We start from the raw sequence: 24430 nt of genomic DNA, 5'->3' as shown, positions 1-24430 counted from the left end.
AATTTCCTGCGCAAGCAGGAAGTTAAGCGCAGCGGCCGTAGCCACAACCATTCAATGATGCGCGGAGGCAAGGTATGACCGCACCGCGCACCTTGCTCGTGATGGCTGGCGGCACCGGGGGGCATGTCTTCCCCGGGCTGGCGGTTGCGCGCGCGCTGCGTGAGCAGGGCTGGCGGGTGGTATGGCTGGGCAACCGCAACGGCATGGAAGCCACGCTGGTGCCCAAGTACGACATCCCGATGGAGTTCATCCAGTTTGGTGGCCTGCGCGGCAAGGGCCCGCTGACCAAGCTGATGCTGCCGCTGAACCTGTTGCGCGCCTTCTGGCAAAGTCTGCAGGCGTTGCGCCGGGTGCGGCCCAACGTGGTGCTGGGCATGGGCGGCTATATTACGTTCCCCGCCGGCATGATGGCCTCGCTGCTGGGGCGCCCGCTGGTGCTGCACGAGCAGAACTCGATTGCCGGGCTGGCCAACAAGGTGCTGGCCAAGGTCGCGGACCGGGTGCTGTGCGCCTTTCCGAATGCCCTGCCGGACAGCGAGTGGACCGGCAACCCGGTGCGCGATGAAGTGGCGCACATGCCGGCGCCCGAGGCGCGCTACGACGGCCGCACCGGCCCGTTGCGGCTGCTGGTGGTGGGCGGCAGCCTGGGTGCGGCGGCGCTCAACGAGGTCGTGCCCAAGGCGCTGGCACTGCTGCCGCCGGGCGAGCGCCCGCTGGTCAAGCACCAGGCCGGCGCCAAGCAGATCGACAGGCTGCGAGCCAACTATCAGGCCGCGGGCGTGGCGGCGCAAGCCTTGCCCTTTATCGACGACATGGCGGCGGCATACGCAGAGGCGGATCTGGTGATCTGCCGCGCGGGCGCAATGACCGTGTCGGAGGTGGCGGCAGCAGGCGTGGCGGCACTGTTCGTGCCGTTCCCGCATGCGGTCGATGACCACCAGACCACCAATGCGGAATTCCTCTCGACCCAGGATGCCGCCTTGCTGGTCCAACAGAACGAACTGACCGCGAGCGGGCTGGCGCAGACGCTGGCCTCGCTGTCGCGGCCCCGACTCAGAGAGATGGCGCATCAGGCGCGCGGTCTCGCCAAGCCCGAAGCAACCCGGCGCGTGGCGGAGATCTGCAGCCAGATGGCCAGGGATTGAACCAACGGATTCATGAAGCACATCGTCAAGAACATCCATTTCGTAGGCATCGGCGGCGCCGGCATGAGCGGCATCGCCGAGGTCCTATTGAACCTGGGCTACAAGGTCTCAGGGTCCGACGTGGGCAGCAATGCCGCCACGCGGCGCCTCGCGTCGCTCGGCGCGACCGTGATGCACGGGCATGATGCCGCCCACGTCAACGGCGCCAATGCGGTGGTGGTGTCCACCGCCGTGACCAACGACAACCCCGAGGTGCTGGCCGCGCGCGCCAAGCGCATCCCGGTGGTGCCGCGCGCGGTGATGCTGGCCGAGTTGATGCGCCTGAAGCAGGGCGTGGCCATCGCCGGCACGCATGGCAAGACCACCACCACCAGCTTGGTGGCGTCGGTGCTGGCTGAAGGCGGACTTGATCCCACCTTCGTGATCGGCGGCCGGCTCAACTCGGCGGGCGCCAATGCGCGCCTGGGCACGGGCGACTTCATCGTGGCCGAGGCCGACGAGTCGGATGCCTCGTTCCTGAACCTGTTCCCGGTGATCGAGGTCATCACCAACATCGACGCCGACCACATGGACACCTACGGGCATGACTTTGCCCGGCTCAAGCAGGCGTTCGTGGAGTTCACCCAGCGCCTGCCGTTCTATGGCATCGCCGTGCTGTGCGTGGACGACCCCAACGTGCGCGAGATCATGCCGTTCGTGTCCAAGCCAATCGTGCGCTACGGCTTTGCCGAAGATGCGCAGGTGCGTGCGGTCAATGCCCGCGCCGTCGACGGCCAGATGCATTTCACCGTGCTGCGCCAGTTGAACGGACACGCCGAGGCGCCGCTGGAGGTGGTGCTGAATTTGCCGGGCATGCACAACATCCAGAACGCGCTGGCGGCGATTGCCATCGCGACCGAGCTGGAGGTGCCGGACGCCGCCATCGTCAAGGCGCTGCGCGAGTTCCACGGGGTGGGACGCCGCTTCCAGCGCTATGGCGAAGTGGCTTGCGTCGGCACTAACGAGCAGGGCGAGGCCAAGAGCGCGGGCACCTTCACGCTGGTGGACGACTACGGCCACCATCCGGTCGAGATGGCCGCGACGCTGGCCGCCGCGCGCGGTGCGTTCCCGGGGCGCCGGCTGGTGCTGGCGTTCCAGCCGCACCGCTATACCCGCACACGCGACTGCTTCGAGGACTTCGTCAAGGTGCTGGGCACCGTGGATGCGCTGCTGCTGGCCGAGGTCTATGCCGCCGGGGAAGCCCCGATCGTGGCCGCCGATGGCCGCGCGTTGACACGCGCGCTGCGCGTGGCAGGCAAGGTTGAACCCGTTTTTGTGGAGCAGATCGACGAAATGCCGCAGGCTATCCTGAACGCCGTGCGTCCCGGCGATGTGGTGGTGACGATGGGCGCGGGCACGATCGGTATCGTGCCCGGACAACTGGTTTCTCAGCAAGCAGGGGGCCAGGCATGAGCTTCGTCGCCCATCCCAATATCGATCCCAAGGCGCTGGGCAAGGTTGGCGTGCTGCTTGGCGGCCGCTCGGCCGAGCGCGAGATATCGCTGCTGTCGGGCAACGGCGTGCTGGCGGCGTTGCGCTTGCGCGGCGTCGATGCCCATGCCTTCGATCCCGGCCTGCAGTCGGTGGCCGAGCTGGCCACGGCTGGCTTTGACCGCGTCTTTATTGCCCTGCACGGCCGCTACGGCGAGGACGGCACCATCCAGGGCCTGCTCGAGCAGCTCGGCGTGCCCTATACCGGCAGCGGCGTGCTGGCCTCTGCGCTGGCCATGGACAAGCAGGCCACCAAGCGCTTGTGGACCACGCACGGCCTGCCCACGCCGCGCTTCGCCATGCTGCAGGCCGATACCGATTTCGACGCTGTTGTGGCCGACCTGGGCCTGCCCCTGATCGTCAAGCCGGCGCGCGAGGGCTCGTCCATCGGTCTGACCAAGGTGACCGAAGCCGGCCAGATGCGTGCCGCCTTCGAGAAGGCCGCGGCGCTGGACAACGACGTGATCGCCGAAACCTTCATTGACGGCGCGGAGCTGACCTGCCCGATCGTGGGGGAGGGCGCCACCGCCGAAGCGCTGCCGGTGATCCGCATCGTCGCTCCCGGTGCGAACTACGACTATCAAAACAAGTACTTTACTGACGATACCCAGTATCTGTGCCCGTCGGGCCTGCCGGCCGACGTGGAAGCCGAAGTCCGGCGCCTGGCGGTGCAATCCTTCCGCGTGCTGGGTTGCCGCGGCTGGGCGCGTGCCGACGTGATGCTCAGCGCCGACAACAAGCCTTACCTGCTCGAGATGAATACCTCGCCCGGCATGACCGGCCATTCGCTGGTGCCGATGGCGGCGCGCGCGGTGGGCATCAGCTACGAGGACTTCGTCATGCAGGTGATTGCCGCGGCCACGCTGGACCTGCATCCCAGCGCGGCCTGGAAGCCCGATTGAGCATAGACCGAGCCAACACTGAACCCTGACTGACCGGAACCGGGACAACGCAACGCCATGTGGCACAACACTCGCCTGCTTAACCTGATCGCCTCCACGCTCTATGCGCTGGTGGCGATGATGGCGTTCGCTGCCGGCTTGCTATGGCTGGCGCAGCGGCCGGTGTTTGCCATTACCCACGTCGAGCTGGTGTCGATGGAAGGCGGCACCCTGCGCCATGTCAATGCGCCGAGCGTGCGCGCCAACGCCCTGGGCAAGCTGTCGGGGAGCTTTTTCACGCTCGACCTGAACGAGGCGCGCCAGATCTTCGAGTCGGTGCCCTGGGTGCGCCGTGCCAGTGTGCGGCGCGAATGGCCCAACGGGCTGGCGGTCGAGGTCGAGGAGCACGAAGCCCTCGGTACGTGGGGCAATGCCGACAGTGGCCGCCTGATCAACACTTATGGCGAAGTTTTCGTCGCCAATCCGGCCGAAGCCGAGGAAGATGCCCAGTTGCTCGCCCTCGATGGCCCGCCGGACAGCGAGAGCGATGTGGTGGACAAGCTCGAAGTCATGCGCGAGTGGTTCAAGCCGCTGAAGGTGGAGCCGCTGGCGGTCACGCTGTCTTCCCGCTACGCCTGGCGCGCCAAGCTTTCCAACGGCATGGTGGTGGAGCTTGGCCGTGAACAGAACGACGAGGAGCGCGACGCCATGGACCAGCGCGTCAAGCGGTTCGTGGTGGCCTGGCCCCAGGTCACGGAGCAGTGGGGCAAGCAGATCGAGTACGCGGACCTGCGATACCCCAACGGGTTTGCGATTCGCGCGGCTAACGTGCGCTTCCTGACCGATGCGCAGGCAGCGGCTGCGGCCAAGGCGAGGGCAACTGGTTCCAGCACGAGCACGAATACGAATACGAATACGAACGCCAGCACCAATCCAAACAACAATCCGACGCGACTCAAGAGCAAGAACGCGGAGAAAAACCGATGAGCAAGGAATACAAGGACCTACTGGTCGGTCTCGATATCGGCACTTCCAAAGTGGCCGCGGTGGTGGCCGAGTTGCGCCCCGACGGCAGCTACGAAGTGATCGGGATGGGCCAGTCAGAGTCCAAGGGTCTGAAGAAAGGGGTCGTGGTCAATATCGAGGCCACCGTGCAGTCCATCCAGCGTGCGCTGGAGGAGGCTGAACTGATGGCCGACTGCAAGATCTCCGAGGTGTTTACCGGCATTGCCGGCAGCCATATCCGCAGCTTCAATTCCAGCGGCATGGTGGCGATCAAGGACAAGGAGGTCACCCAGACCGATGTGGCCCGGGTGATCGAGACCGCCAAGGCGGTCAATATCCCGACCGACCAGCAGATCCTGCACATCCTCACGCAGGAATTCATCATCGACGGCCAGGAGGACGTGCGCGAGCCGATCGGCATGAGCGGCATTCGCCTGGAAGTGAAGGTGCATATCGTCACCGGCGCGGTTAGCGCGGCGCAGAACATCGTCAAGTGCGTGCGCCGCTGCGGCCTGGAGGTGCACGACCTGATCCTGCAGCCGCTGGCTTCCAGCCTGGCGGTGCTGACCGAGGACGAGAAGGAGCTCGGCGTGGTGCTCGTCGATATCGGTGGCGGCACCACCGATATCGCCATCTTCAGCGAAGGCGCGATCCGGCATACGGCCGTGATCCCCATCGCCGGCGACCAGATCACCAACGACATCGCTATGGCGCTGCGCACGCCCACGCCCGATGCCGAGGACGTCAAGATCCAGTACGGCATCGCCAAGCAGGCCATCGCCGATCCGGAAGACATGATCGAGGTCCCTGGCGTTGGCGACCGCGGTACGCGTTCGCTGTCGCGCCAGGCGCTGGCGGCCGTGATCGAGCCGCGTATCGAGGAGTTGTACTCGCTGGTGCACCAGGTGGTGCGCGAATCGGGCTACGAAGAATTGCTGTCGTCGGGGGTCGTCATCACCGGCGGCACCGCGATGATGCCGGGCATGGTGGAACTGGGCGAGGACATCTTCCTTAAGCCGGTTCGGGTCGGCGTGCCGGAATATCGCGGAAATTTGCACGAAGTGGTAAAGAGTCCGCGCTATTCGACCGTAATGGGACTACTGCTCGAAGGCCGCGTGCAGCGCATGCGCGGGCGCAAGGTGGCAGTGCAGAGCGGCTCGGTCAAGCAGGTGTGGACCCGCATGAAGGAATGGTTCGTCGGCAACTTCTGAACGTTGCAGGCGATCGGATTGCACTGGATTGAATGGCGGGGCTGTCCACCGAACGGCGGGCAGGCCGTTGAACACGCAGTTTTTTGATGGTTTCTTGTTCAGTAACCAAGGGTTGCGGCGGGGAGGCTGCAGCGTTTGGCGGCTGATTCTTCTTGGAGGCAGTGATGGACTTTGACATGATCGAAACGGAATTGCAGGACGGCACCATCATCAAGGTGATCGGCGTGGGCGGTGCGGGCGGTAACGCTGTGCAGCACATGATCAGCCGTGGCGTGCAAGGCGTTGAATTTATCTGCATGAACACCGATGCGCAGGCGCTCAAGCGCTCCAGCGCTTCGCGCGTGCTGCAGCTTGGCAACACCGGCCTGGGGGCCGGTGCCAAGCCGGAGGTCGGCCGCAACTGTGCAGATCAGGCGCGCGAGCAGATCGCCGACTCGCTGCGTGGTGCGCACATGGTCTTCATCACTGCCGGCATGGGCGGCGGCACCGGTACCGGCGCTGCCCCGGTCGTGGCCCAGGTTGCCAAGGAAATGGGCATCCTGACCGTGGGCGTGGTCAGCAAGCCCTTCGAGTTCGAGGGTGCGCGCCGCGCCAAGGTGGCGGAAGCTGGCTCGGGCGAGCTGGAGTCCTGCGTCGATTCGCTGATCGTTGTGCTCAACGAAAAGCTGTTCGAAGTGATGGGCGATGACGCCGAGATGGACAAGTGCTTCCAGTGCGCCGACGACGTGCTGCACAACGCGGTTGCCGGCATTGCCGAGATCATCAATGTCGATGGCCTGGTGAACGTCGACTTCGAAGACGTGAAGACGGTCATGGGCGAGCAGGGCAAGGCCATGATGGGCACGGCCACCGTGTCGGGCGTTGACCGCGCCCGCCTGGCTGCCGAGCAGGCTGTCGCCAGCCCGCTGCTGGAAGGCGTGGACCTGTCGGGCGCACGCGGCGTGCTGGTCAACATCACGGCCAGCCGTTCGCTCAAGCTGTCGGAAACCAAGGAAGTCATGAACACCATCCGCAGCTACGCCGCGGAAGATGCCACCGTGATCTTTGGCACGGTGTACGACGACGCCATGGGCGACGCACTGCGCGTGACCGTGGTGGCGACGGGCCTGGGCCGTTCGGCCAAGAAGCAACAGCCGATGACCTTGCTCAAGACCGGTACCGACAACATGCCGGTACAGATGATGGGCAACATGGCCAGCAACGTTGGCGTAAGCCACAGCAGCGCGCCGGACTACAGCAATCTGGACACGCCGGCGGTATGGCGCAGTTCGCGCGAGTCCGCGTCCGCCCACGTGGCTGCGCTGCAGGAAAAGGGTGTGGATACGTACGACATCCCGGCCTTCCTGCGCAAGCAGGCGGACTGAGTTGGCTCGGCAAGGTGCCGGCACGGCCGGTTGCCATCAGGCCGCGACCCCGGACCAGCGAAACACGCAAGCGCTCCCTACGCTCGTGTTCCGCCCGGTGGTCTCGGACTGAGCGGCAACCTGCCTGGCTGCCCTTTCGCTGACGCTCAGGCTGCATCCCGTCGCCGGGACAGGCGTGCCTCCGGCCGCCTCCCCGGACTGGTCTCCCGCCCCTCCCGGCCGGGATGTGCCGTCGTCCGCGCGTTGATCGCAAGATCGGCGCGCGGATTTATTTCAAGAGCAGCGTGGCCCGCAGCATGAAAGGCCGCCTTCAAGTGATGTAATCGTCGTGCGCCACGTGGCGCGAGCCCCCCGATGTTCCCTGCGTGAGTGCCTGGGTACCGCCTTGTCGGAGGATTCCGACGAAGTAACGGGCGGTGAACCGCCTTGGGCACCCGCGGCGGGCGCACTATGATGCTAAGCAGGGTTTTTACCGAGACAGGAAGACACAGCATGATCGCTATTGGAGCGCGTGTGCCGGACGCCACGCTGAATGAGTTCTTTGAGGTCGAAACCGGCGGTTGCGCCCTTGGGCCCAATTCCTTCTCCGCGTTGGAACTCGCGCGTGGCCGCAAGATCGTGGTGTTCGGCCTGCCCGGCGCCTTTACGCCGACCTGTTCCGCCAAGCATGTGCCGGGCTTCGTCGCGCAGGCGGACGCGCTGCGCGCCGCCGGCGTGGACGAGATCTGGTGTGTGTCGGTCAACGACGCCTTTGTCATGGGCGCCTGGGGCCGGGAGCAGCAGACTGGCGGCCGTGTGCGCATGATGGCCGACGGCAGTGCCGAATGGACCCGCCGGCTGGGCCTGGAGCAAGACCTGACCGCACGCGGCATGGGCATACGCTCCAAGCGCTATGCCATGGTGCTTGACGATGGCGTGGTGTCCCATCTGTGGCTTGAAGCGCCCGGCGAGTTCAAGGTCAGCAGCGCCGAAGCCGTGCTGGCTGCGTTGCGCGCGTAATACGCGAGTGTGTCAGCACACGTCACTAAAGTGATTTTTTGTGCATTTATTGTGATTTATTTCTTCTTGCTAACACACCGAAACAAAGTGACGCAGCGCAGCAAACGAAGCGATGGTAAAATCGTTGTATTAGAAAGTGTATTTGATAGATTTTAATAATAGCTGGGACTGTCATGCTAAAACAGCGCACCATCAAATCCCTGGTCAAGACCGTTGGCATTGGTTTGCACTCGGGCCGTAAAGTGACGCTGACGCTGCGCCCGGCCCCGGTGGATACCGGCATCGTATTCACCCGCGTCGACCTGCCCGAAGCTGTCGAAATCGTCGCGAGCGCGTCAGCCATTGGCGACACGCGCCTGGCGTCGGTCCTGCAGAAGGACGGCGCACGCGTCTCGACCGTGGAGCATTTGATGTCCGCCTGCGCGGGCCTTGGCATCGACAACCTGTATGTGGATGTCGACGCCGAAGAAATCCCCATCATGGACGGCAGTGCCGCGTCTTTCGTCTTCCTGCTGCAGTCGGCCGAGATCGAGCAGCAATCGGCGCCCAAGCGTTTCATCCGCGTGAAGAAAGCCGTGGAAGTGCGCGAAGGCGACAAGCTGGCGCGCCTGGAGCCTTTCTTTGGCTTCAAGCTGGCGTTCACCATCGATTTCCGTCATCCCGCGGTGGACAAGACCGGCCAGACCTTCGCCATCGACTTCGCCGACACCAGCTATGTGCGCGAAATCGCCCGTGCCCGCACCTTCGGCTTCGCCCATGAAGTGGAAGCCCTGCGCGAGATGGGCCTGGCGCGCGGCGGCAGCCTGGACAACGCGATCGTGCTCGACGAGCACCGCATGTTGAACAACGAAGAACTGCGCTACGGCGACGAGTTCGTGCGCCACAAGATCCTGGATGCGATTGGCGACCTCTACGTGGTCGGGCATCCGCTGATTGGCGCGTATATCGCCAACAAGTCCGGGCACGGGCTCAACAACCAGCTGTTGCGCGCGTTGCTGGCCGATCAGGAAGCCTACGAGATGGTGACGTTCGAGCGCGTCGAGGATGCGCCGCTAGCGTTCCTGCCGCAGTTGGCACCGGCGTTCGCGTAGCGCGGGAAGGGAATTCAGGGCCGCTGCACGGTCCTATGTAAAAGCCGGCCTCCAGGCCGGCTTTTTCACGTTTGGGCGTCGAACAGGCTTGCGCTTCATGTATCAGCGCCCGCCGACGCCTTCACCGATGGTGCGACAACAGCGTATTCAGCGCATCGCGCAACGGCGACGCGGGGAGTTCCTGGGCCAACTGTGTCAGGCTGGACAAGCCGGTCGCCGACATCCGCGCCACCTTGGGCTTCACCACCGGCCCGGTGTCCCAATCGCCCTGCCGCCCGACCTCCGGTTGTACCCTCACCCGGATTGCGGTAATCTGCGATCCCCGCTGCTGTAGCCTGGAAAGTAGTGTGGGGACCACTTGTCGGACGCGTGCCGCTGCGGCCCCATGGGCGGCAAGCAACAGCAAAGTTCGCTCCGACTGGCCTTGCCCGATGCCGCGGGCGTCTTGCTTGACGCCGGCTACAGCGATGCCATCCTGCAGTCCGCGTGGCAGGAGCGATAGCACCTCAGCCTCCAGTACCGCCAGTTCCCGTGCCGTCTGCATCAGGGCCGAGACGGGGCCAGCCTTGTCCAGCCAGTCGTTAAGCGGCTTGGCGGCGGGCGTCTGGAGGGCGTAATGGGTAAACATGCGCATGCGCGCATTCTAGCGTGCCGTTCGCGTCAGTGCGGCGGCTTATGCGTCGCGGCTGCCCGGCCTGCGCCGGCCAGGCATGAGAAGGAGTTGCGCCATGCAGATCATCGTGCTTCACCCACGCCTACCGCGTGTTCGCCATTTCACCCTGTCGCGGGGCAAGGTCCTTGCCGGCATCGCATTGCTGTGCCTGGTCGTCGCGCTGCTGTCGTCGGCCCTGACCTGGGTCGTGGCCCGCTCGGGCATCGCCGCGCCGGCCCGGGTACCGGGCGACGACGCCTACCTGCGGGCCAACCTCAATGTGCTCGCGACCCGCGTGGGCGAGATCCAGGCCCGGATGGTGCGGCTGGACGCGCTTGGCGAGCGGGTCTCGGGACTGGCCGGCATCGCGCCCAAGGAATTCAACTTCCAGCATCCGCCCGGGCGCGGCGGCCTGGCCGCATCAGCGCAATCGCGCACCTCGAGCCTGCCCGAGTTGCAGCTTGCGCTGGCACGCCTGTCGGATCAGGCCGAGCAGCACGCGGACTATTTCGACGCGGTGGCAAGTACCTTGCTGGATCGCCAGAGCGAGAGCCGCCGTGTCCCGCGCATGCTGCCGGTGGCTAGCGGCTACGACGCATCCGGCTTTGGCTGGCGCTTCGATCCGTTCACCGGGCGCCGTACCCCGCACGATGGTGTGGATTTTTCGGCACCCACGGGCACCCCGATCGTGGCGGCGGCCGGCGGCGTGGTGGTCGCGGCGGAATGGCATCCGGAATATGGCAACCTGATCGACATCGACCACGGCAACGGCCTGAAGACCCGCTATGCGCACGCGTCCAAGCTGCAGGTGAAGGCCGGCGACCTCGTCAAGCCTGGCCAGCAGATCGCCCTGGTGGGCTCCACCGGGCGCTCCACCGGCGCGCACCTGCATTTCGAGGTGCATGTGGACGGTGTGCCGCAAAACCCGAATCGCTTCCTGGCCATCGCCAAGCCAGCGCCAGCCCAGGTTGCCCAGGCGCCGGACCCCACCGATCGCAATCTCGTCCGTTGAAGAACCGGGGCGTCGCCCCGATGTCGGAAGGATTGGATGCGCGGGTTGTGTCCGGGCCGTCAAGTGGTGGGGGATGCGTGGTGTGGTTTGCGCAGCGTTTCACCTGCCGCTTGGTTCCGGTCGTGACCCGCGCGCGTGATAAACTCGGCGTTTTGCGCCAATCTTCCTATTTCCTCGCGCGGTCCGCCCTGGGCAGCCGGCCAAGCCGGCGGCTAGGCCGCCCTAGTGCGTACCACGGCGGCGTACCACTCGCGTAGGTGAAAGCAATCGATGATCACGGGCCTTCTCAAGAAAGTCTTCGGCAGCCGTAATGAACGGCTGATCAAACAATATGGCAGGACCGTCGCGCAGATCAATGCGCTGGAACCGAAGTTCGAGGCACTTTCGGATGACGACCTGCGTGGCATGACCGAGATTTTCCGGCAGCGCCACGCCGCCGGGGAGTCGCTCGAGGCGTTGCTGCCCGAGGCCTTCGCGGTGTGCCGCGAGGCCAGCAAGCGGATCATGAAGATGCGCCACTTTGACGTCCAGCTGATCGGCGGCATGGTGCTCAACGACAACAAGATCGCTGAAATGCGCACCGGCGAGGGCAAGACCCTTACCGCGACGCTGCCGGTGTACCTCAATGCCATTACCGGCCGCGGTGTGCACGTTGTCACGGTCAACGACTACCTGGCCCAGCGTGACGCCGAGTGGATGGGGCGCCTGTACAACTTCCTCGGCCTGTCGGTCGGCGTGAACCTGTCGCAGATGCCGCACGACCAGAAGGCCGCTGCCTATGCGTCCGACATCACGTACGGCACCAACAACGAGTTCGGTTTCGACTACCTGCGCGACAACATGGTCTACGACCCTGGCCAGCGCGTGCAACGTCCGCTGAACTACGCCATCGTCGACGAGGTGGATTCGATCCTGATCGACGAAGCGCGCACTCCGCTGATCATCTCGGGCCAGGCGGAGAACCAGACCGACCTGTACCAGCGCATGAACGGCGTGCCCAAGCTGCTGGTGCGCCAGATCGGCGAGGAAAAAGCCGACGGCACCGGCGTCGAGAAGCCGGGCGACTATTTCGTCGACGAAAAGGGCCACCAGGTCTACCTGACCGAGGCGGGCCACGAGAAGGCCGAAGAGATCCTGATGCAGCAAGGCCTGATCGGCGAGGGCGAATCGCTCTACGCGCCGCAGAACATCACGCTGATGCATCACCTCTACGCCGCGCTGCGCGCGCAGAGCCTGTTCCATCGCGACCAGCATTATGTGGTGCAGAACGACGAAGTCGTTATCGTCGACGAGTTCACCGGCCGCCTGATGACCGGACGGCGCTGGTCCGACGGCCTGCACCAGGCCGTGGAAGCCAAGGAAGGCGTGACGATCCAGCAGGAAAACCAGACGCTGGCGACGATCACCTTCCAGAACTACTTCCGCATGTACGAGAAGCTGTCCGGCATGACCGGCACGGCCGATACGGAAGCCTACGAATTCCAGGAGATCTACGGCCTGGAAGTGGTGGTCATCCCCACCAACCGTGGCGCCCAGCGCAAGGACTTCCAGGACCAGATTTACAAGACCTCGAACGAACGCTACGACGCCGTGGTGCGCGATATCCGCGATTGCTACGAGCGCGGCCAGCCCGTGCTGGTGGGCACCACCTCGATCGAGACCTCGGAATACCTGTCCGGGCTGCTCGACAAGGCCAAGTTGCCGCACCAGGTGCTCAACGCCAAGCAGCACGAGCGCGAAGCCGAGATCGTGGCGCAGGCGGGCCGCCCCAAGATGATCACCATCGCCACCAACATGGCGGGCCGTGGCACCGACATCGTGCTGGGCGGCAACGTGGAGAAGCAGGCTGGCTTCATCGAGGCCGATGAAAGCCTCTCCGAGGCCGACAAGGCTGCGCGCATCGCCCATCTGGAAGGCGAGTGGCAGTCGCTGCACGAGCAGGTCAAGGCCGCCGGCGGCCTGCATATCGTGGGCACCGAGCGCCATGAGTCGCGCCGTATCGACAACCAGCTGCGCGGCCGTGCCGGCCGCCAGGGCGATCCGGGCTCGTCCCGCTTCTACCTGTCGCTGGACGACCAGTTGCTGCGCATTTTTGCCGGCGACCGCGTGCGCGCCATCATGGAGCGCCTGAAGATGCCGGAAGGCGAGCCGATCGAAGCGGGCATCGTCACGCGCTCGATCGAGTCCGCCCAGCGCAAGGTGGAAGGCCGCAACTTCGATATCCGCAAGCAGTTGCTGCAGTACGACGACGTGGCCAACGACCAGCGCAAGGAAATCTACAAGCTGCGCAACGAGGTGCTCGAGTCGCAAGACGTTGGCGAGATGGTGAAGAACCTGCGCCAGAGCGTGCTGGTCGAGATGTTCCGCGACCACGTGCCGGCCGACACCATGGAAGAGCAGTGGGACATCAAGGGCCTGGAGACCAAGCTGCGCGAGGAATGGTCCCTGGACCTGCCGCTGGCCGCGACCATCGAGGCCGCCCAGAGCATCGAGGACGAGGTGCTGCTGGACAAGATCATGCGTGCCGCCGACGAGCGCTACGATGCCAAGGTCAACCAGGTTGGCCGCGAATCGTTTGCCGGCTTCGAACGTTCGGTAATGCTGCAAAGCATCGACACGCACTGGCGCGAGCACCTGGCCGCGCTGGATCACCTGCGCCAGGGCATCCACCTGCGCGGCTATGCGCAGAAGGATCCCAAGCAGGAATACAAGCGCGAGTCGTTCGAGCTGTTCGCCAGTCTGCTGGACGTGATCAAGGTGGAAGTCACCCGCGTGATCTTCAACGTGCAGATCCAGTCGCCGGAGGAGCTCGAGCAGGCCTCGGAGCAGATCGAGGAAGGCCTGTCGCACCTCGCCAACGTGCAGTACAAGCACGAGGAGTTCGACGAGGCCACGCAGGGCGCGGAGAGCGTGGGCAGCAGCGCACCCGAGCGCGCCGGCATTGCCTACGCCGCTGCGGCGCAAGCCGCGGACATGGCCAAGGTGGGGCGCAACGATCCCTGCCCATGCGGCTCCGGCAAGAAGTTCAAGCAGTGCCACGGCAAGCTCAGCTAAGCCGCGCACCGTGAAGTCAGCAAACATGCCCGCGCAAGCGGGCATGTTCGTCAGGGGCGGTGCATTCAGTTGAGAGCGCAGCCGTCTGGCACGAGCAAAACCAGCAACGTCGAACGCATAGAGGAACGCACATGGCCGTCAACCTGCCCCTGCCGCTGGCAGAAAACCTGAAACCTGTCGCCGGAGTCGAGCTCGGCTGGGCCGAAGCGGGTGTCCGCAAGGCCAACCGCAAGGACGTGCTGGTGGTGCGCGTTGCCCAAGGCAGCACCGTGGCGGGCGTGTTCACCCGCAACCGCTTCTGCGCCGCACCGGTGCAGGTCTGCCGCGAACACCTGGCCGCCGGCAAGGGCATCCGCGCGATCGTGGTCAACACCGGCAATGCCAATGCCGGCACCGGCGAGCCGGGCCTGGCCAATGCGCGCGCCACCTGCGATGCGCTGGCCGCGCAGCTCGGCATTGCACCCGAGCAAGTGCTACCGTTCTCGACCGGCGTGATTCTCGAGCCGCTGCCGGTGGACCGCATCACCGCCGCGTTGCCCGCCGCCATCGCCAATGCCAAGCCCGACAACTGGCTGGCCGCGGCGGAGTCGATCATGACCACCGACACCCAGCCCAAGGCCGCCTCGCGCACCGTGCAGATCGGCGGCAAGACCGTGACGCTGTCCGGCATCAGCAAGGGTGCGGGCATGATCCGTCCCAATATGGCCACCATGCTCGGCTTCGTCGCCACCGATGCCACCGTGTCGCAGGATGTGCTGCAGGCGCTGGTGTCGTACGCGGCGGATCACTCCTTCAACAGCATCACCATCGATGGCGACACGTCGACCAATGACTCCTTCGTGCTGATCGCTAGCGGCAAGGCCGGCGCGCCGGCCATCGAGCGTGCCGAGGGTGCGGATTTCGAGGCCCTGCGTGCCGCGCTGACCGACCTGTCGCAGGAACTGGCGCAGATGATCGTGCGCGATGGCGAAGGTGCCACCAAGCTGATGACCATCCAGGTCGAGGGCGGCAAGGACGTGGCCGAATGCCGCCTGATCGCCTACGCGGTGGCGCATTCGCCGCTGGTCAAGACCGCCTTCTACGCCTCGGACCCCAACCTGGGCCGCATCCTGGCCGCGGTGGGCTATGCCGGCGTGGACGATCTCGACGTGGAGCGTGTCAATTTGTGGCTGGACGATGTCCTGGTCGCGCGCGACGGTGGCCGCAACCCCGAGTATCGTGAGGAAGACGGCCAGCGTGTGATGAAGCAGGCCGAAATCACCGTGCGCATCGCGCTGGGCCGTGGCGATGCCGCCGCCACGGTCTGGACCTGCGACCTGTCGCACGACTACGTTTCGATCAACGCGGACTATCGTTCGTAAGCACCGGCCAGGCACGCAATGCGTGCCGCTCCCGCCAGCGCGGGCACGGCACGCCAGCCCCTCGCTCCCCTGCCAACGATCCGCTTTTCCCCCAAGCCGCCATGTCAGACCTTGCTGCCCGCCTCAATAGTTTCCTCGCCCGCCTTGAACAATGGCTTCCGCCCCAGCTGACCGACGCTGACTGGGAGCAGGCCGTCGCCTTCCGCTGGCGCAAGCGGCAGAGCCTGTTCGGCAACATCGGCTACCTGCAGGCGATCCGCCAGCTGCCGCCGATCCATCTCGACGACCTGAAGAACATCGAGCGGCAGAAGGATGCCATCGTGGCCAATACGCGCCAGTTCGTGCAGCACTTGCCGGCCAACAACGTGTTGCTGACGGGCGCGCGCGGCACCGGCAAGTCCTCGCTGATCAAGGCCTGCCTCAATGCCTTCGTCAAGGACGGCCTGCGCCTGGTGGAAGTGGACAAGGATGACCTGGGCGACCTCGGCGATATCGTCGAGCAGTTGTCGGGGCGTCCCGAGCGTTTTGCCATTTTCTGCGACGACCTGTCGTTCGAAGAAGGCGAGTCGGGCTACAAGTCGCTGAAGTCGGCGCTGGACGGCTCGGTGGCCGCGCAGTCGGACAATGTGCTGATCTACGCCACCTCCAACCGCCGCCATCTGCTGCCCGAGTACATGAAGGACAACGAGACCTACCGGCACACCGACGATGGCGAGATCCATCCCGGCGAAGTGGTGGAGGAAAAGATCTCGCTGTCCGAGCGCTTCGGGCTGTGGCTGTCGTTCTACCCGCCCAAGCAGGACGAGTACCTGGCCATCGTCGGCCACTGGCTCGGGCACTTTGGCTGCAGCGCCGAAGACATCGCCGCCGCGCGTGGCGATGCGCTGGTGTGGGCGCTGGAGCGCGGCTCGCGCTCGGGGCGGGTGGCCTGGCAGTTCGCCCGAGATTGGGGCGGCAAGCATGGCAAGCCTTACATGGCCTCGGCGCAGGACGGCCAGGCATGAGCGAGGCATCGCAGGTGACCGATGCGGCGGCGCCGGTGCGTAAGGTGACCGAGGTCGCCGTTGGCGTGCTGGTGCGGCCCGACGGGCGCTTCCTGCTGGCCCAGCGGCCGGCGGGCAAGCCCTATGAAGGCTACTGGGAGTTCCCGGGCGGCAAGCTGGAGCCGGGCGAATCGGTGGAAGAGGCGCTGGCGCGCGAGCTGCATGAGGAGCTCGGCATCGAGGTGGGCGCCAGCGTGCGCTGGCATGTGCTGGAGCATGATTACCCGCATGCCTATGTGCGCCTGCATTTCTGCAAGGTCACTGCGTGGACGGGCGAGCTGGTCGGCCGCGAGGGCCAGGCCTTCTCGTGGCAATCGGCGCCGGTGGATGTAGGCCCCTTGCTGCCCGCTACCATCCCCGTGGTGGACTGGCTGGCTGCCGAGAGCGGTAGCGCCTGAACTGCCTGAAGCGTCGCGGCCGCAACGGTCGCGCGGTGCTTAGTCCTCGTCTTGCTCGTCCGGCGAGGGTTCCTCGCCGGGTTTGCCGCCAATCACGTATTTTTCGGACGCCCACGCGCCCAGGTCGATCTGCTTGCAGCGGTTCGAGCAGAAGGGACGGAATTTACTCTCGGGTACCCAGGCCACGTCCGTGCCGCAGGTGGGGCATTTGACTACGGTTGTCATTGCTTCAGAAATTGCAGAGCTTGAGCAGGAAGGGGATGTCGGCGTCGACCGAACGGGGACGCAGATCGCCATCCTGCTGCGTGAAACGGACCCACAGCATGTACTTGTTGGCGCTCATCTCGGGGATGAAGGCCAGCAGCGATTCATCCAGCAGCACCTGCATCAGCTGGTAGCTGCGACCGGACAGCATCTGCTGGTAACTGCCGCCGGTGGCGATGACCTTGCCGCTCTGGCCGGACTCGCGCAGCAGGCGCAACACGGTGTTGGTGCCAAGGCGCAGCGGCACCAGCGGGCGCACCCACTTGAGGATGTCCGCGCGGCGGTCTTCGACGGGGCGGTGCTGCCAGGCGTAGTAGGCCGGCAGGTCGAACTCGCAGGTGCCGCCCGGGATGATGGCGCGGCTGCGGATGCTGGTCAGCCACTCGTTATCGGTCAGCAACTGGCCGGCCTTGCCAACCGTCTGGTTGAGCTGGGCCATGGCCTGCTCGATCTCGCTGATGACGCCATCCAGCGCGCCCTGGTCGATCTGCGGATTGGCGCGCAGCGCGGCAAGCGCCTGGCGCTGGCGTTCCAGTTCCTTGAGCAGGTCGGTCTTCAGGTCCGCGCGGCCGGCGACGTCGATGATCTCGAACAGCGTTGTCAACGCCACGTGATGCTGCAGGGCGTGATCCTGGCCGAGAAAATAATCCAGCCGATCGAACAGGTCTTCCAGGCGCAGGAGAGTCCTGATGCGTTCGTTAAAAGGATATTCGTACAGAATCAATGGGTGTATCCGTGCAACATGGCGGGTTGGCGGGTGGGCAATCTGACCCGGGCGGCATTGCCGGAGCGGCGAGGCTCACGGTGTATCCGGGCCCGCGCGATGTGAATCGGCCTGGGCCCGCAACATCGGCAGTATGCGGCCATTTCCCTCGTGATTCCAGCGCATTCTATGCGAGACCGCCAAACAGGACAATGAAACAGCCGACTTGGGGTGTCGCATGCAGCACCACACAAGGATGCTGCCAGTCACCCTGCCTGTGACTGCCTAGGCGCCAGCCAGGGTGCGGTACATCTGGTCCAGGCGATCCACCTGGGCGGGCAGGGCTTCCGGCGGGCCCTCGTTGTCGACCACATCATCTGCGGCGGCCAGGCGTTCGCTGCGCCTGGCCTGCCTGGCCATGATGGCCTCGACCTGGCCCTGGGAAAAACCGTTGCGCGCCATGACCCGTGCAACTTGCGTGGCCTCGCTGCAATCCACCACCAGCACCCGGTCCACCCGTGCACGCCATGAGCCCGACTCGACCAGCAGCGGGACCACGTAGATCAGGTAAGGATGCAGTCCGCCAGCGCGGATCGCGGCGGCGCGCGCCTCGGTCAACTGGCGGATCAGGGGGTGGGTGATGCCCTCCAGCCGGGCCTTGGCCGCCGGGTCCGAGAACACCAGCTCGCGCATGGCATTGCGGTCCATGGCGCCGTCGGCGCGCAGGCAGGCGGGGCCAAAGGCTTCCAGCAGGGCAGGGATGGCCAGCCCGCCCGGCGCGGTGATCTCGTGCGCGAGCAGGTCGGTATCGATCAGGGCGGCGCCGCGCGCGGCAAAAAGGTCCGCCACGCGGGTCTTGCCAGAGCCGATGCCTCCGGTCAGTCCGATTTGCAGCATGTAGGTCTCGAAGCTCGCTGTGGGTGTGATAGGGGCTGCCTTGCGGCGGCCGGCGCCCGTTCAGCCCACAATGCCCAGCGGCAGCACGTTGGGCCCAAAGAACAGCACAAGCAGCCCGGCTCCGGCGATATAAGGGCCGAAGGCGAAGTGCGTATCGCGATCCTGACGGCGCAGCGCGATATTGGCAAGCGCGAAAACCAGCCCCACCACGGAGGAGAGCAGCACCAGCGCCGGCAGGGCCTGCCAGCCGAACCAGGCGCCCAGCGCGCCCATCAGCTTGAAGTCGCCATAGCCCATGCCTTCCTTGCCCCGCACCAGCTTGAAGATCCAGTACACCGTCCACAGCAGCAGGTAGCCGGCGGCCGCGCCGATCACGGCATCCGCCAGCGGTGCGAACAGCCCGCCGAGATTGAGCAGCAGGCCCAGCCATACCAGCGGCAGCGTGATCTGGTCGGGCAGTAGCTGCGTGTCGGCGTCGATCAGGGTGAGGGCGATCAGGGCCCAGATCAGGGCGATGGCAGCGAGAGCCTGCCAGGTCGGGCCGAAGTGCGCGGTGGCCAGCGCGGTGAGCAGCGCGGTGCCCGCCTCCACCAGGGGATAGCGCGCGCCGATGGGCGCGGCGCACGATGAGCAGCGCCCGCGCAGGAACAGGTAGCTCAGTACCGGAATGTTCTCCAGGGCGCCAATGGCGTGTCCGCAGTGTGGGCACGCCGAGCGCGGCACCATCAGGTTGTAGGGCTCGGGGTGGGGGATCGGGTCGTCGCGCAGCGACGCGATATAGTTGGCTTCGTCATGCTCCATCATGCGCGGCAGGCGGTGCACCACCACGTTGAGGAAGCTGCCGACCAGCAAGCCGATCAGCGCGGCGGCGGCGACCAGGAACCAGGGCGGCAGCGCCGCCAGCTCGGCAATGGTCTGCGCGGGGGCAGCCAGTGAAGAAATCGCGCCACTGGCGCCATCCGCGGAAAACAGCCACATGCCTTACACCACCTGTCCCAGTTTGAAGATCGGAAGATACATTGCCACCACCATGCCGCCAATCAGCACGCCCAGGACCACGATGATCAGCGGCTCGATCAGGCTGGAGATGGCGGCGACAGCGTCATCGACCTCGCGCTCGTAGAACTCCGCCACCTTCAGCAGCATGTTATCCAGCGCGCCGGATTCCTCGCCGATCTGCGTCATCTGCAACACCATGCTATCGAAGACATGGGTTGCCTGCATGGCGTTGGTCAGGCTGGTACCGATGCGTACCGATTGCTCGATTTCCTTGGTGGCGTCGTAGTAGACCCAGTTGCCGGCGGCGCCGGCGACCGACTCCATCGATTCCACCAGCGGCGTGCCGGCGGCGAACATGGTGGCAAGCGTGCGAGTCCAGCGGGCGATCACCGCTTTGCGGAACAGCGAGCCGAAGATCGGCAGCTTGAGCAACAGGCGGTCACTGGCGCGCTGGACCTTCTCCGAGCGTTTTAGCCCGCGTATGTACATCGTGATGCCGATGATCGGCGCGCCGATGATCAGGTACCAATTGTCGACGAAGAAGTCCGACATGGCGATCACTACCAGGGTCGGCGCCGGCAGGTTGGCGCCGAAGCTGGAGAACACGCCCTTGAACGCCGGGATCACGAAGATCATCAGGATGACCGTCACCGCGAAGGCCACGCTCAGCACGGCGATCGGGTAGATCATGGCTGACTTGATCTGGCTCTTCAGCGCGATGGTCTTTTCCATATAGAGCGACAAGCGCTCCAGCAGGGCGTCCAGGATACCGCCCTGCTCGCCGGCATCGATCAGGTTGCAGTAAAGCGTGTCGAAGTAGCGCGGATGGCGGCGGAAGGCCTGCGCCATGCTGCTGCCGGATTCGATGTCAAAGCGGATCTCGGACAGCAACTGGGTGAAGTTGGGGTTGGCATGCCCGCGCGCGATGATGTCGATCGATTGCAGCAACGGGATGCCCGCCTTGAGCATGGTGGACAGCTGGCGCGTGAAGTACGCGATGTCCTTCTGGGTAATCTTCTTCCCGCGCGCGGCCCGCCGCTTTTTCAGCTTGACGACCGTCAGCCCCTGCTTTCGCAGCGTGGCATTGACCTCGGCCTGACTCTCCGCGCGCAGCTCGCCCGAGAACGCCTTGCCCTTGCGGTCCTTGCCTTCCCACTCGAACAGGTACTGCGTGGGTGCCTTGCGCCCTGGTTTCCCCGTGGGCGCGGCCGCCTTGCGAGCGGCTGCGGCCGGTGCGCGTGTCGCCATGATTGACCCCTAATGACATCTTTTGTTGTTTTACATATTTGTTGTGGCCAGCACTTCTTCGAGCGAGGTGAGACCCTGCTTCACCTTGGCCAGGCCAGCTTCGCGCAACGATAGCACGCCATCTTTACGCGCTTGTTCGGCGATTTCCAGCGCCGTGCCATGCGCGAGGATGATCTGCTGCATCGGCTCGGTGATCGGCATCACCTGGTAGATGCCGCAGCGGCCCTTGTAGCCGCTGCCGTTGCAGCGCTCGCACCCGACCGGGTGGTAAGGCTGCCAGCTGCCGTCGAGGTCCTCGTCCTGGAAGCCGGCGTCGGCCAGCACCTCGCGCGCCAGCTCGCCGGGGCGCTTGCAGGTGCACAGCCGCCGCGCAAGCCGCTGCGCGGTGATCATCAGCACGCTCGACGCGATATTGAACGGCGCGACACCCATGTTCATCAGGCGCGTGAGCGTGGTCGGCGCGTCGTTGGTGTGCAGCGTCGAGAACACCAGGTGGCCAGTCTGTGCAGCCTTGATCGAGATGTCGGCGGTCTCCAGGTCGCGGATTTCGCCGACCATGATGATGTCGGGATCCTGGCGCAGGAAGGAGCGCAGCGCGGCGGAGAAAGTCAGGCCGGCTTTTTCGTTGACGTTGACCTGGTTGATGCCGGGCAACTGGATTTCCGCCGGATCCTCGGCGGTCGAGATATTGATGTCGCCCTGGTTCAGCCGGTTCAGGAAGGTGTACAGCGACACCGTCTTGCCGCTGCCGGTGGGGCCGGTCACCAGCACCATGCCGTAGGGGCGCTTGATCACGTCCAGCAGCAGCGCCTTTTGCGCCGGCTCGTAGCCGAGCTGGTCGATGTCGAGCTTGTCGGACGATGACTCCAGGATCCGGATCACGATCTTCTCGCCGAACAGCGTCGGCAGCGTGGAGACGCGGAAGTCGATCGCCTTCTCCACGGTTTCCTTGGGCTCCTTGCTGTCCTTGCCGTCTTTGTCGCCGCCCTTTTCCTTGGGCAGCGCGATCAGCAGCTTCATGCGGCCATCTTGCGGCACGCGCTTTTCCGAGATGTCCAGGCGCGACAGCACCTTGATCCGGGTGGAGATCTTGTCGCGGATGTCCACTGGCGGCCGTGCCACTTCCTGCAACACGCCATCCACCCGGAAGCGGATGCGGTAGAAGGTCTCGAACGGCTCGAAGTGAAGATCGGAGGCGCCGCGATGGAAGGCTTCCGTCAGCAGCTTGTGCAGGAAGCGAACCACTGGCGCGTCGTCGATGTCGGCCGCGGTCTTGTTGCGCAGCGCCCCGGCGGACGCCACCGGGTCGTAGTCGATCATCTTGCGCTCGACATGGCCGGGACCGATCGACTTGATCGAGCCGCTGCTGTCGTCGGAAGCCGAGCGCACATATTGCATCAGCTTGTCGTGCTCGACCACGACGGGTTCCACCGGCACGTTGTATTTCTGCTTGATGGCGTCCAGCCCGGCCTGGTTGCCCGGGTCGGACAACGCCAGCACCAGGCGGTTCTCGCGCCGGCCCAGTGGCAGCAGGCGGTGCGCGTGGAACTCGCGATTGCCCGCCAGCGCCGGCGGCACCTTGTTGAGGTTGTACTGATTCAGATCGATCAGCGGCAGCTGATACTTATCAGCCGCGAAGATCGCCACATCATGTGCAGTCATGGTGCCGCTGGCAATGATCTCGTCGATCAGCTGCGACTTTTTTTCTCGTGCCGACTGTTCAAGCTGGGCGAGCAGGGCCGGCGCGATACGCCGGCTCTGTGCAAGAGCTAGACCAAGTGTCATGGCAAAAAACGATTGGCCGCAAGCAGCCGAGGACCCCGAATCGGGGCAGTTTGCCGCCGGGGTCACTTTTTGTAAAGGCGCACCGGATGGGGTGTTGCCGTTTGCACGACACGGGCGCAACCCTACTTGCGCGGGGGGATGGGGAAGGGGTGGGAATCGGGATTGGCAAGCCAGGGCCGCTGTCAGGTCCTGACATAGGTTGACAGGTTTTGTGGCGCCGTGGGCGCCTAGCGCTCCAAGGTAATAGACGCCCGATGAACCTCATCGGGCGTTTTGTATTTCAGGGCTAGTGTGGGCGTCCCAGGTCAATCCACTCTTGCGTCTTGCTGATGGGCAGGCGGTAGCGGGCACAGTTGTAGGCCTCCAGGTGCTCGAGTTCCGTGTTCAGCATCGCGCGAAACGCGGCTGCATCCGCTTGCGCGACGCCAGCCCCTTCCACGGCCTGCGCGAAGCTCGCCCCGACGAAGACAATCTGCCGAATCGCCTCGCCGAGCGGTTCGCGGTAACGCACCCGCAGCGGGTCCGGTCCGCCCATGGCCTCGACGACCGCTTGGTACTTGGCGATGGAGCGGCGGTAGGTCCAGTCGAACAGTTCGGCCGCAAGTGTCACATCGAGCCGTTCGTAGACGCCCAGCATCGCCAGCGCGTAGTCGCTCTGTCCGACGTCGAGGAAGGACAGCGGCGAACAATTTGCCAGCATGAGCGGCATGTTGGCGGCCAGCCGGCTGGTGCGCTTGTTGCCATCGACGAAGGGCTGCAGGTAGGCGAGGTTGACCCACAGGAAAAACGCGGCTTCGACGGGGTTGCGGATGAGCCTCGCCTTGTCGACGATGTCGTGCAGCGTCTCTTCGAGCAGGCTGGGGACCTGGCTCGGTACATAGACCGTGTCCTGGATATTGACGATTTTCTGCCGGATGGCCCCGAGGTCGGCCGGGTCTGGCAGCAGGTCGCGCATGAGCAGACTTTGCAGGTTGCGTGCCACGGGCACGGTGATGCCTTCGGTGGGCACCGCGTCGACCATGAATTCGATGGCGTCCTTGTGATTGAGCAGCATCGTGGCGTCCCGGTCATCACTCTCGGAGCGGCCTTTTTCGAACAGGGCGCGCGTGTCGAGCAGACTCTTGCGGTTGCCTTCGAGCCGGGACGAATACCAGGACAGGTCGATGAGCAGTTGCTCGAGCACCTTGCGCGCATAGGTGCCGGCGGGCTGCTGGTCCTTCGACCTGCCCATCTCGTAAAGCTGCGTGGCCAGCGTGGCGGGAAGCAGGCTGGAAGCGTTGGGTTGATAGCCGGCGACGAAGGAGCGCTGGTAAGAGACCGGATGGCGCGCACCCAGCGGCGCCGATAGCGCGCTGATGAGCGTGTGCCCAGCGCCACTCCAGGGTGGAGAAGCATGTGCTTCGCGACCGGCGACCGGCGGGGCCGGGCGGGTCTCCGAGATAGGGGTCGATGCGCAGACACGATAGCTCACGGACCGGCCAGCCCCTTGCCGCTCAAGGGCACCTGTTGCTACCAGATGGGCCAACGCGCGGTTGACGGTTGGCCTTGAGCGGGCGCAGTGGGCCTGAATGGCTCCGGCTGAAACCCCCGCCGAACCGGCCTGCTGTTCGCGCCTGACGTACTCGAGGATGGTCTCCGGCAGCGGTTTGCCCGACATGAGTTCTCACCGTTGATAAATTTATCAAAATCTTATCATCTGAATGATAGGATTGTCGGGCTTTGAGAAGATTGTGCCCGTTCAGACCGAATCTGCTCAAATTCCTATCGAGTGCTGAGAACCTTCTCGAC

At 64.9% G+C, this 24430-nt stretch carries 21 protein-coding genes; 13 read left to right on the top strand and 8 right to left on the bottom strand.

Translation table 11 applies throughout. From position 1 onward, the window contains the following. Window positions 1-74 precede the first annotated feature (74 nt). The 8 genes from murG (at window position 75) to lpxC (ending at window position 9226) form a co-directional block, all read left to right on the top strand. Window positions 75-1145, top strand: coding sequence for an undecaprenyldiphospho-muramoylpentapeptide beta-N-acetylglucosaminyltransferase (gene murG, locus RR42_RS18075; protein WP_043349816.1), 1071 nt, complete (start codon window positions 75-77; stop codon window positions 1143-1145). 12 nt (window positions 1146-1157) lie between these two features. Further along, window positions 1158-2597 (top strand): UDP-N-acetylmuramate--L-alanine ligase, encoded by a 1440-nt coding sequence (gene murC, locus RR42_RS18070; RefSeq protein ID WP_043349812.1) that lies wholly within the window; start codon window positions 1158-1160, stop codon window positions 2595-2597. Continuing rightward, a complete protein-coding gene (locus RR42_RS18065; RefSeq protein WP_043349809.1) occupies window positions 2594-3577 on the top strand; it encodes a D-alanine--D-alanine ligase in 984 nt (327 codons plus the stop codon). Before murC ends, RR42_RS18065 begins: the two co-directional genes overlap by 4 nt. Window positions 3578-3634: 57 nt before the next feature. Next, window positions 3635-4543 (top strand): cell division protein FtsQ/DivIB, encoded by a 909-nt coding sequence (locus RR42_RS18060; protein ID WP_043349805.1) that lies wholly within the window; start codon window positions 3635-3637, stop codon window positions 4541-4543. Then, window positions 4540-5772 carry a cell division protein FtsA gene (ftsA, locus tag RR42_RS18055; RefSeq protein WP_035875601.1) on the top strand — a complete coding sequence of 411 codons (1233 nt, stop codon included), beginning with the start codon at window positions 4540-4542 and terminating at the stop codon, window positions 5770-5772. The genes RR42_RS18060 and ftsA overlap by 4 nt, the downstream gene beginning before the upstream one ends. A gap of 164 nt (window positions 5773-5936) precedes the next feature. Continuing rightward, complete coding sequence (ftsZ, locus tag RR42_RS18050) at window positions 5937-7136, top strand: cell division protein FtsZ (RefSeq protein WP_043349799.1); 1200 nt, start codon at window positions 5937-5939, stop codon at window positions 7134-7136. Window positions 7137-7628: 492 nt separating this feature from the next. Next, complete coding sequence (locus tag RR42_RS18045) at window positions 7629-8135, top strand: peroxiredoxin (RefSeq protein ID WP_043349795.1); 507 nt, start codon at window positions 7629-7631, stop codon at window positions 8133-8135. 173 nt (window positions 8136-8308) lie between these two features. Next, window positions 8309-9226, top strand: a complete 918-nt coding sequence (lpxC, locus tag RR42_RS18040; protein WP_043349791.1) for a UDP-3-O-acyl-N-acetylglucosamine deacetylase — start codon at window positions 8309-8311, stop codon at window positions 9224-9226. A gap of 121 nt (window positions 9227-9347) precedes the next feature. On the opposite strand, the gene RR42_RS18035 is transcribed toward lpxC, so the two are convergent. Next, window positions 9348-9860: a DciA family protein gene (locus RR42_RS18035; protein ID WP_043349787.1), complete on the bottom strand. Its 513-nt coding sequence runs from the start codon at window positions 9858-9860 to the stop codon at window positions 9348-9350. Between the two features lie 94 nt (window positions 9861-9954). Between RR42_RS18035 and RR42_RS18030 the strand changes: the two genes are divergently transcribed. The 5 genes from RR42_RS18030 to RR42_RS18010 all read left to right on the top strand — a co-directional run bounded on the left by RR42_RS18030 (window position 9955) and on the right by RR42_RS18010 (window position 16746). Beyond that, on the top strand, window positions 9955-10890 hold the full coding sequence (locus RR42_RS18030; RefSeq protein WP_043349784.1) for a M23 family metallopeptidase: 936 nt from the start codon (window positions 9955-9957) through the stop codon (window positions 10888-10890). A gap of 270 nt (window positions 10891-11160) precedes the next feature. Then, complete coding sequence (gene secA / locus RR42_RS18025; protein WP_043349779.1) at window positions 11161-13944, top strand: preprotein translocase subunit SecA; 2784 nt, start codon at window positions 11161-11163, stop codon at window positions 13942-13944. Window positions 13945-14075: 131 nt separating this feature from the next. Beyond that, window positions 14076-15305, top strand: coding sequence for a bifunctional glutamate N-acetyltransferase/amino-acid acetyltransferase ArgJ (gene argJ / locus RR42_RS18020; protein ID WP_043349776.1), 1230 nt, complete (start codon window positions 14076-14078; stop codon window positions 15303-15305). A 101-nt stretch (window positions 15306-15406) separates the two neighbouring features. Further along, window positions 15407-16309: an ATP-binding protein gene (locus RR42_RS18015; RefSeq protein WP_043349772.1), complete on the top strand. Its 903-nt coding sequence runs from the start codon at window positions 15407-15409 to the stop codon at window positions 16307-16309. Continuing rightward, window positions 16306-16746 carry an NUDIX domain-containing protein gene (locus RR42_RS18010; protein ID WP_043349769.1) on the top strand — a complete coding sequence of 147 codons (441 nt, stop codon included), beginning with the start codon at window positions 16306-16308 and terminating at the stop codon, window positions 16744-16746. Before RR42_RS18015 ends, RR42_RS18010 begins: the two co-directional genes overlap by 4 nt. 39 nt (window positions 16747-16785) lie before the next feature. Here the strand turns inward: RR42_RS18010 and RR42_RS18005 are convergent, their stop codons facing one another. The 7 genes from RR42_RS18005 to RR42_RS17975 all read right to left on the bottom strand — a co-directional run bounded on the left by RR42_RS18005 (window position 16786) and on the right by RR42_RS17975 (window position 24299). Continuing rightward, window positions 16786-16971 carry a DNA gyrase inhibitor YacG gene (locus tag RR42_RS18005; RefSeq protein ID WP_043349767.1) on the bottom strand — a complete coding sequence of 62 codons (186 nt, stop codon included), beginning with the start codon at window positions 16969-16971 and terminating at the stop codon, window positions 16786-16788. Window positions 16972-16975: 4 nt separating this feature from the next. Beyond that, the gene (gene zapD / locus RR42_RS18000; RefSeq protein WP_043349763.1) at window positions 16976-17734 is read right to left on the bottom strand and encodes a cell division protein ZapD; all 759 of its coding nucleotides are present in this window, start codon (window positions 17732-17734) and stop codon (window positions 16976-16978) included. Between the two features lie 264 nt (window positions 17735-17998). Next, on the bottom strand, window positions 17999-18610 hold the full coding sequence (gene coaE, locus RR42_RS17995) for a dephospho-CoA kinase (RefSeq protein ID WP_043349760.1): 612 nt from the start codon (window positions 18608-18610) through the stop codon (window positions 17999-18001). A 60-nt stretch (window positions 18611-18670) separates the two neighbouring features. After that, window positions 18671-19588, bottom strand: coding sequence for a prepilin peptidase (locus tag RR42_RS17990; protein ID WP_236701932.1), 918 nt, complete (start codon window positions 19586-19588; stop codon window positions 18671-18673). Between the two features lie 3 nt (window positions 19589-19591). Further along, a complete protein-coding gene (locus tag RR42_RS17985) occupies window positions 19592-20857 on the bottom strand; it encodes a type II secretion system F family protein (protein ID WP_043349756.1) in 1266 nt (421 codons plus the stop codon). A 30-nt stretch (window positions 20858-20887) separates the two neighbouring features. Beyond that, window positions 20888-22642: a type IV-A pilus assembly ATPase PilB gene (gene pilB, locus RR42_RS17980; RefSeq protein ID WP_043349753.1), complete on the bottom strand. Its 1755-nt coding sequence runs from the start codon at window positions 22640-22642 to the stop codon at window positions 20888-20890. Window positions 22643-22928: 286 nt separating this feature from the next. Continuing rightward, on the bottom strand, window positions 22929-24299 hold the full coding sequence (locus RR42_RS17975; protein ID WP_043349750.1) for a Fic family protein: 1371 nt from the start codon (window positions 24297-24299) through the stop codon (window positions 22929-22931). Window positions 24300-24430: the final 131 nt, after the last annotated feature.

The organism is Cupriavidus basilensis (genome assembly GCF_000832305.1).
Taxonomy (GTDB): Bacteria; Pseudomonadota; Gammaproteobacteria; order Burkholderiales; family Burkholderiaceae; genus Cupriavidus; species Cupriavidus basilensis_F.
The sequence above is the reverse complement of the archived record's forward strand: the minus strand, read 5'-3'. Positions and strand labels throughout refer to the sequence as shown.

What these genes read in the sequence shown, in the direction of transcription:
- RR42_RS18005 (WP_043349767.1), bottom strand. Translation starts at nt 16,971, where the DNA reads ATGACAACCGTAGTCAAATGCCCCACCTGCGGCACGGACGTGGCCTGG.
- RR42_RS18035 (WP_043349787.1), bottom strand. Translation starts at nt 9,860, where the DNA reads ATGCGCATGTTTACCCATTACGCCCTCCAGACGCCCGCCGCCAAGCCG.
- lpxC (WP_043349791.1), top strand. Translation starts at nt 8,309, where the DNA reads ATGCTAAAACAGCGCACCATCAAATCCCTGGTCAAGACCGTTGGCATT.
- RR42_RS18065 (WP_043349809.1), top strand. Translation starts at nt 2,594, where the DNA reads ATGAGCTTCGTCGCCCATCCCAATATCGATCCCAAGGCGCTGGGCAAG.
- secA (WP_043349779.1), top strand. Translation starts at nt 11,161, where the DNA reads ATGATCACGGGCCTTCTCAAGAAAGTCTTCGGCAGCCGTAATGAACGG.
- RR42_RS17975 (WP_043349750.1), bottom strand. Translation starts at nt 24,299, where the DNA reads ATGTCGGGCAAACCGCTGCCGGAGACCATCCTCGAGTACGTCAGGCGC.
- murC (WP_043349812.1), top strand. Translation starts at nt 1,158, where the DNA reads ATGAAGCACATCGTCAAGAACATCCATTTCGTAGGCATCGGCGGCGCC.
- RR42_RS18045 (WP_043349795.1), top strand. Translation starts at nt 7,629, where the DNA reads ATGATCGCTATTGGAGCGCGTGTGCCGGACGCCACGCTGAATGAGTTC.
- coaE (WP_043349760.1), bottom strand. Translation starts at nt 18,610, where the DNA reads ATGCTGCAAATCGGACTGACCGGAGGCATCGGCTCTGGCAAGACCCGC.
- argJ (WP_043349776.1), top strand. Translation starts at nt 14,076, where the DNA reads ATGGCCGTCAACCTGCCCCTGCCGCTGGCAGAAAACCTGAAACCTGTC.
- ftsA (WP_035875601.1), top strand. Translation starts at nt 4,540, where the DNA reads ATGAGCAAGGAATACAAGGACCTACTGGTCGGTCTCGATATCGGCACT.
- pilB (WP_043349753.1), bottom strand. Translation starts at nt 22,642, where the DNA reads ATGACACTTGGTCTAGCTCTTGCACAGAGCCGGCGTATCGCGCCGGCC.
- RR42_RS18015 (WP_043349772.1), top strand. Translation starts at nt 15,407, where the DNA reads ATGTCAGACCTTGCTGCCCGCCTCAATAGTTTCCTCGCCCGCCTTGAA.
- RR42_RS18030 (WP_043349784.1), top strand. Translation starts at nt 9,955, where the DNA reads ATGCAGATCATCGTGCTTCACCCACGCCTACCGCGTGTTCGCCATTTC.
- ftsZ (WP_043349799.1), top strand. Translation starts at nt 5,937, where the DNA reads ATGGACTTTGACATGATCGAAACGGAATTGCAGGACGGCACCATCATC.
- RR42_RS17985 (WP_043349756.1), bottom strand. Translation starts at nt 20,857, where the DNA reads ATGGCGACACGCGCACCGGCCGCAGCCGCTCGCAAGGCGGCCGCGCCC.
- RR42_RS18010 (WP_043349769.1), top strand. Translation starts at nt 16,306, where the DNA reads ATGAGCGAGGCATCGCAGGTGACCGATGCGGCGGCGCCGGTGCGTAAG.
- RR42_RS17990 (WP_236701932.1), bottom strand. Translation starts at nt 19,588, where the DNA reads ATGTGGCTGTTTTCCGCGGATGGCGCCAGTGGCGCGATTTCTTCACTG.
- murG (WP_043349816.1), top strand. Translation starts at nt 75, where the DNA reads ATGACCGCACCGCGCACCTTGCTCGTGATGGCTGGCGGCACCGGGGGG.
- RR42_RS18060 (WP_043349805.1), top strand. Translation starts at nt 3,635, where the DNA reads ATGTGGCACAACACTCGCCTGCTTAACCTGATCGCCTCCACGCTCTAT.